Origin of the sequence: Streptomyces sp. NPDC093149 (assembly GCF_044754145.1) — a bacterium.
Lineage (GTDB): Bacteria > Actinomycetota > Actinomycetes > Streptomycetales > Streptomycetaceae > Streptomyces.
This window is the reverse complement of the sequence record NZ_JBIVON010000012.1, coordinates 278,357-284,935: the sequence shown is the minus strand read 5'-3', so window position 1 is coordinate 284,935 and position 6,579 is coordinate 278,357. Positions and strand designations below refer to the sequence as shown.

Here is a 6,579-nt window from a genome sequence, read left to right as displayed (position 1 = left end):
TGCAACGTCGCACCCACGTCCGACGTACGCGTCGTGGTCATCGACTGCACCGACACCGGCGCATCCCCGCCCACCGCCACCGACCCGACCTGGATGCGCCGCGAGTGGCGGCGCCTCGCGATCGGCCGGGCCGGCAGCTCGGGGAGACCCAGAGCGACCGGCTCTCCAGCGGTCATGAGGTCACCGGTTCCCGGAGACGGTCTCGCGCGCGGCGCGCAGGGATTCCTTCAGCGACCCCATGGTGGCGAGGACGGCGGTGGGCTCGTAGCCGCAGTGCGCCATGCAGTTGGCACAGCGCGGGTCCTTGCCGCGGCCGTACTTGTCCCAGTCGGTCTCCTCGATGAGTTCGCGGTACGTGGGGACGTACCCGTCGGCCATCAGGTAGCAGGGCCGCTGCCAGCCGAAGAGCGAGTAGTTCGGAATCGCCCACGCGGTGCACGGGAAGTCCGCCTTGCCCTCCAGGAAGTCCAGGAAGAGCGGCGAGTGGTTCAGCCGCCAGCGGCCCCGGTTGCCGCCCGCGAACGACTTCTTGAACAGTTCGCGGGTCTGTTCGACGCCGAGGAAGTGCTCCTGGTCGGGTGCCTTCTCGTACGCGTAGGCGGGCGAGATCATCATCTCGTCGACCTTCAGATCGTCATTGAGGTAGTTGAGGACCTCGATGACGGTCTGCGGGGTGTCGGTGTTGAAGAAGGTGGAGTTCGTGGTGACCCGGAAGCCGCGCCGCTTGGCCTCCTTGATCGCCGCAACCGCCTCGTCGAACACGCCTTCCTTCGCAACCGATTCATCGTGCCGCTTCCGCAGCCCGTCGATGTGCACGGCGAACGCGAAGTACGGCGAGGGCGTGAATTTCTCGATCTTCTTCCGCAGCAGCATCGCGTTGGTGCAGAGGAAGACGTACTTCTTCCGCGCGACCAGCTGCCGCACGATCTCATCGATCTGCGGATGCATCAGCGGCTCACCACCCGCGATGGAAACCATCGGAGCACCCGATTCGAGCACGGCGCCCACAGCCTGGGCGACCGGCATGCGCTGCTTGAGCACTCCCGCCGGATGCTGGATCTTTCCACAGCCCTCGCACGCGAGATTGCAGGCGAACAACGGCTCCAGTTCCACGATGAGCGGAAACTTGTCCCTTCTACGGAGCTTCTGTTCGGCGAGATACGTCGCAACCTTGATGGACTGACGCAGCGGCATGGCCATCTGGCTCACCTCCTGGGGAGCAGCAAAGATCGGTGCCATTCATAGAAAGCCGGCAGGACGGCACGGAGAACACGGAAAGCCGATATTCCACCGCGTATCGTCCCGATGCGGACGAGCTCGTACTCCGGAGCGTCCACGACCACCCGTACGGCCGCAACCGGGCGGGGCCCGGACCGCAGGGCTGCGCGCAGGGTGGCGGCGGACTCCATGTCCACCGCGATCGCTCCGGTGGCCCGCAGGTCGGCCCGCTCATGTCCACGTACGACATGGGCGGAACCGGTCAGCGGACCGGTGTGGACGGTGCGGCCGGGCACCGTCCGGGCAAGGGCCTCGGCGAGCAGGCCCGTGCCGGTGCATACCGTCGAGTCCCCGGCTCCCCGGGTCTCGTCGGCGACCACCAGGTCCCCGGGGTGCATTCCGGGTGACAGCCCGGCGCAGAACCCGGAGGCGAGGACCGCGGTGCCGGGCGCCCGGTCCGCGCCGAGCGCCCGAGACACCGCGGCCTCGGCCGCCCTGGGCCCCATGCCGGTACGGAGCACGGTCACCGGGCCCGGGGCGTCACCGGCCCCGCCCATGCCGCTGCGCAGTGCGAATTGCTCGATGCCGAGCGCGCAGGCGATCAGCAGCGGCGCTGCGGGGCGGGCCGGCCCCGGACCATCGCCCATCAGGCCCCCTTGCGGGTGGCCGCGCGGTCGGCGAACGGTTCGCCGTGCACGTACCGCCCGAGTGCGGTGAGCGGGAAGACCTGCCGGTAGAGGTGGTAGTTGATGGAGAAGTCCCACGGGAAGCCGGTGCCGGTGAAGTGCGGCTCGTCCCAGGAACCGTCGGCGTGCTGGGTCTCGGTGAGCCAGGACACCCCCCGCCGCACGGCCGGGGTGTCCCGCCGGCCCGCGGCGAGCAGCGCGAGCAGGGCCCACGCGGTCTGGGAGGCGGTCGAGGCGCCCCGCCCGATCCACTTGTCCTCCTGGTACGAGCGCAGGTCCTCGCCCCAGCCGCCGTCGTCGTTCTGCACGGACTCCAGCCAGCCGACCGCCCGGCGGATCGCCGGGTGGGTGACGGGCAGTCCGGCGGCCACCAGGGCGGGCACCACCGACCCCGTGCCGTACACGTAGTTGACGCCCCAGCGGCCGAACCAGCCGCCCTCCACGTCCTGTTCGGCGAGCAGCCACTCGACGCCGCGCCGGGTGGCGGGGTGTCCGGACCGGCCTTCGACGGCGAGCATCTCCACCACATGTCCGGTGACATCGGCGGACGGCGGATCGATGACCTCACCGAAGTCGCAGAAGGGCAGCCGGTTGGGGAAGGCACTGGTGTTGTCCGCGTCGAACGCGCCCCAGGCGCCGTTGCGGGACTGCATGCCGAGGTTCCAGCGCACCCCGCGCCGGATGGCGGCTTCGACACGTGCCTGGTCGGGGTGGCGGACCCGGCGCAGCGCGAGGACCACCTCCGCGGTGTCGTCGATGTCCGGGTAGTTGTCGTTGTGGAACTCGAACGCCCAGCCGCCGGGGTTGAGCCGGGGGCGGCGCACGGACCAGTCGCCGGGACGGACGACCTCCTCGCCGAGCATCCAGTCCGCGGCCCTCACGAGAGCCGGGTGGTCGGCGCCGACCCCGGCGTCGGCGAGCGCGATGGTCGCGAGGCAGGTGTCCCAGACCGGGGACTGACAGGCCTCGATCATCCGGGCGCCGTCCTCGCGCCAGACGGCGAACCGGTCGAGCGATTCGAGTCCGGCCCGCATCACCGGGTGGTCCAGGTCGTAGCCGAGCAGATGCAGGGCGATGACGGAGTACACGGCGGGTGGCTGGATGCCGCCCCAGCAGCCGTCGTTCTCCTGGCGCTCGATGATCCAGCGGGCCGCGGCGTTCATGGCGGCCCGGCGCAGCTTGCGCGGTGCGATCTTGTGATAGGCGTGCAGTGCCTTGTCGAGGCGCTGGAACACTCCGTCCCAGCTCGCCGCCGGGGCAACACGCCGGGGCGGGTTCGGCAGGCGCGGGTCGGCGTGGAGTTCGTCGAGCGCGAAGGGAGCCGGGCGGACCGGCCGCTTGGCCGAGACGATGGTGAGCGGCACGATGGTCTGGCGTGCCCAGCAGCCGAAGTCATAGATGTTGAGCGGGGCCCACTTGGGGAAGAACATCAGCTCGGGCGGGAGTTCCGGCAGGTCGTCCCATTTCCACCAGCCGAAGAGGGCGAGCCAGATCCGGGTGAACACGCGGCTCTGAGCGATGCCGCCCTGTTCCCTGATCCATCCAGAGGCGCGCGCCATGTGCGGTTCGTCCGGCCCGTCTCCGGCCAGACGCAGTGCCACATACGCCTCGATGGTGGTGGAGAGCTCGCCGGGGCCGCCGTGGAAGGTGGCCCAGGTGCCGTCACCGAGCTGTTCGCTGCGGATGAAGCGGCCGGCGGCCTGGACGACGGCCTGGTCCTGGACGCCGAGGAATTGACGGAGCAGCAGGTCTTCGGCGTCCATGGTGACGTTGGTGGCGAGGTCGCCCTTCCACCAGCCCTGCTCGTCCTGTCTGCCGAGGAGGTGCTCCACCGAGCGTTCCGCGGCCCGCCGCGCGGCGGCGAGTACGTCGTCCGCGACGATGGTTGTGTCGGTCGGATCGGTGGCCGAGGCTGCGCGGGGGTTCACAGCCCCGTGGCTTCCGTCGGTCGTCGCTGTCATGGCTTCCCCTTCTTGCAGTTTGGTCCTCTGCTGTGCTGGGGTCTCCGTCGGCCGGTGCCCGGGACGGGCACCGGCCGGCGACTGCGAGTCATATGGAGCAGATGGTGATCATCTCTTTCGTACGACCACGAAGTCCGCGAGCGCTGTGAGCTGCGCCCGCACGGTGTGCGGCATGTCGACCCGGTGCAGTGCCTCGATGGCGACCGCATGCTGTCGACGGGCCTCCTGGGCGGTCCATTCGCGGCCGCCCGCCTCCTCGATGAGCGCCGCGCGGGCGGCGAACTCCTCTTCGGAGAAGCTGTCGAAATCGCTGCTCTTCGCGTCGGCGGCGAGCAGTTCACCGAGGCGCTCCGAAGCCGGACCGCCCGCGGCGAGCGCGGCGACGACCGGCAGGGACTTCTTGCGCTGACGCAGGTCGCTCCAGGTCTGCTTGCCGGTGGACTCGGGGTCGCCCCAGATGCCGAGCAGATCGTCGACGGCCTGGAAGGCGAGGCCGAGGTGGTAGCCGTACGCCTCCAGGGTGTCGGCGGTACGGTCGTCGGCGCCGCCGAGTACCGCACCGATGGAACAGGCGCAGGCCAGCAGGGCGCCGGTCTTGTTGCCCTCCATCTCCAGGCACTCCTCGACGGTGACCCGCTCCCGGTGCTCGTAGGAGATGTCCTGGGCCTGCCCGTCGATGAGCTTGCGGGTGGCGACGGTCAGCCGACGGGCCGCGCGGCCCGCCTCGACGGTGCCGAGCTCCAGCAGGATCTCGTTGGCGAGCGCGAAGAGCGCGTCGCCGACCAGGATCGCCTGGGCGGGGCCGTGCACCTTCCAGACGGTGTCGCGATGGCGGCGCTGTTCGTCGCCGTCCATCAGGTCGTCGTGCAGCAGCGAGAAGTTGTGCACGAGTTCGACGGCCACGGCGCCGGGGACGCCGGCCTCCGCCGCGGCCCCGGCCGCCTCCGCGGACAGCAGGGCGAGCGCCGGGCGGACGGCCTTGCCGCCGTCGCCGTCGGCGGGCTGTCCCTGGGCGTCGATCCAGCCGAAGTGGTAGGCGGCGACGGTGTCCATGGGCGGTGCGAGCCGGTCGACGGCGGCCCGGAGCACCGGCGCGGAAAGGGCCCGTCCGCGCTCCAGAAGCGCGGTGACGTCCGTGGTGTCGGCCACGGGGTCGTAAGCCGGATTCGCCGGGGTCACTGACTCTCCTCTTGTTCCGGTGGTACTGCTCATGCCGCCTCCTGCAGCGGATGTTCATGGGAGCGGCCGAGCGCCCGGAGCGCGACGTCCGCCGCGCTGAACCCGCTGCGGACGGCACCCTCCATCGTCGCGGGCCAGCCGGTGGCCGTCCAAGCTCCGGCCAGGCTGAGGCCGGGGATCCGGGTGCGGGCTCCGGGCCGCAGCCGGCCGACGCCGGGGGCGGGGGCGAAGGTCGCCGTGCGCTCCCGGGTGACGAAGAAGTCCCTGATCCCGGCGGTGCGGGCGGCCGGAAGGAGCCGCTCCAGCTCCGGCAGATAACGCTCCCGCAGCTCGGCGACGGGCAGGTCGATCTCCTCGTCGGCGGCGGACTGGGACACCGCGAGGTACTGTCCGGGTCCGGTGAGCCCCGAGGCGTCCGTACGGTCGAAGACCCACTGGACCGGGGAGCCGAGCGCGGCGAAGAACGGGCGACGCAGCACCTTGCGGTCGTAGACGACGTGCACATTGAGGATCGGCGACGTGCCGATGTCGAGCAGCCGATCCGGCTCGTCGAGCGCGCCCTCGGGCAGCAGTTCACGGGTCTCGCGCTGGGGAACGGCGAGGACGACGGTGTCCGCCTCGATCCGTTCGCCGCCGGTGTCGACGATCCAGCAGCCATCCTCCGAACGGGTGAGGGAGGAGGCCTTCGTGCGGAGTTCGGTGCGCACTCCGGCGGAATCGAGGGCCTTGCGGGCCAGCGTGTCGTGCACCTCACCGAGCGGCACGCTCGCCCAGCCGATGTCGGCGGCGCCGGGCTCGGAGAGGAGTCCGGTCTTGAAGACCTTCGCGGCGAGGGCCAGCGAGGAGTTCGGCGCGGTGGCGTTGAGCGTGGCGACGCCGACCAGGTCCCAGAGGGCCTCGATGGTGCGCGGCGACTGGCCGTGCCGGGCGAGCCAGCTGCCGAAGTCCACGGCGTCGAGCGCCGGGTCGTCCGGGTCCAGGCGGCCCAGCGCCAATGCGGCGCGTCCGACGCCCGCCCGCTCGGCGAGCGAGAGGTGCGGATAGCCGGCGAGGCCCGCGGCAAGGTGGAACGGCACCGGCAACGCGTTGCGGCGCAGCCGTCCCAGCCGGGGGCCCGAGGGGCGCCCGACATCGAGAACGGGCACGTCCAAACGGTTTTGCAGGGGGGCCAGGCGGGTCCCGTCGACACGGTCGAGGAACCAGCGGTACGCGGTGCAGCAACGCAGGTAGACGTGCTGTCCGTTGTCGACCGTCAGTTCGCCGCGCCGGAAGGAGAACGCGAGTCCGCCGAGCCTGGGCCGCCCTTCGAGCAGGGTCACGTCAAGCCCGGCGTCGGCGAGACGCAGGGCCGCGGTGATGCCGGCGAGCCCGCCGCCGATCACCACCGCGCGAGAGGAACGCGGGCCGGCGTCCGTCATGCGTCCTCCTTTCGCCGGGTCACTTCAGTCAGGGACGCGTCAGTACACCAGAGGGTTGACCACTGATCGCAACGTGTTTCCGTGATGCACATGGTGCGCGAGATGTCCGTACGGCGC

The 6,579-nt window shown here is 70.9% G+C and carries 6 protein-coding genes; all 6 read right to left on the bottom strand.

The genetic code is table 11. From position 1 onward, the window contains the following. On the bottom strand, nucleotides 1-176 hold a 176-nt coding region (locus ACIQCZ_RS31445), incomplete at its 3' end, for a flavodoxin-dependent (E)-4-hydroxy-3-methylbut-2-enyl-diphosphate synthase (RefSeq protein WP_402287249.1). A 4-nt stretch (nucleotides 177-180) separates the two neighbouring features. After that, nucleotides 181-1,200 (bottom strand): adenosyl-hopene transferase HpnH, encoded by a 1,020-nt coding sequence (gene hpnH / locus ACIQCZ_RS31440; RefSeq protein ID WP_402287230.1) that lies wholly within the window; start codon nucleotides 1,198-1,200, stop codon nucleotides 181-183. Nucleotides 1,201-1,205: 5 nt separating this feature from the next. Further along, nucleotides 1,206-1,865, bottom strand: a complete 660-nt coding sequence (locus ACIQCZ_RS31435; protein ID WP_402287228.1) for a 1-hydroxy-2-methyl-2-butenyl 4-diphosphate reductase — start codon at nucleotides 1,863-1,865, stop codon at nucleotides 1,206-1,208. Continuing rightward, nucleotides 1,865-3,865: a squalene--hopene cyclase gene (shc, locus tag ACIQCZ_RS31430; protein ID WP_402287226.1), complete on the bottom strand. Its 2,001-nt coding sequence runs from the start codon at nucleotides 3,863-3,865 to the stop codon at nucleotides 1,865-1,867. Before shc ends, ACIQCZ_RS31435 begins: the two co-directional genes overlap by 1 nt. A gap of 108 nt (nucleotides 3,866-3,973) precedes the next feature. Next, nucleotides 3,974-5,077 carry a polyprenyl synthetase family protein gene (locus ACIQCZ_RS31425; protein ID WP_402287224.1) on the bottom strand — a complete coding sequence of 368 codons (1,104 nt, stop codon included), beginning with the start codon at nucleotides 5,075-5,077 and terminating at the stop codon, nucleotides 3,974-3,976. After that, nucleotides 5,074-6,462: a hydroxysqualene dehydroxylase HpnE gene (gene hpnE / locus ACIQCZ_RS31420; protein WP_402287221.1), complete on the bottom strand. Its 1,389-nt coding sequence runs from the start codon at nucleotides 6,460-6,462 to the stop codon at nucleotides 5,074-5,076. Before hpnE ends, ACIQCZ_RS31425 begins: the two co-directional genes overlap by 4 nt. Between the last annotated feature and the right edge of the window lie 117 nt (nucleotides 6,463-6,579).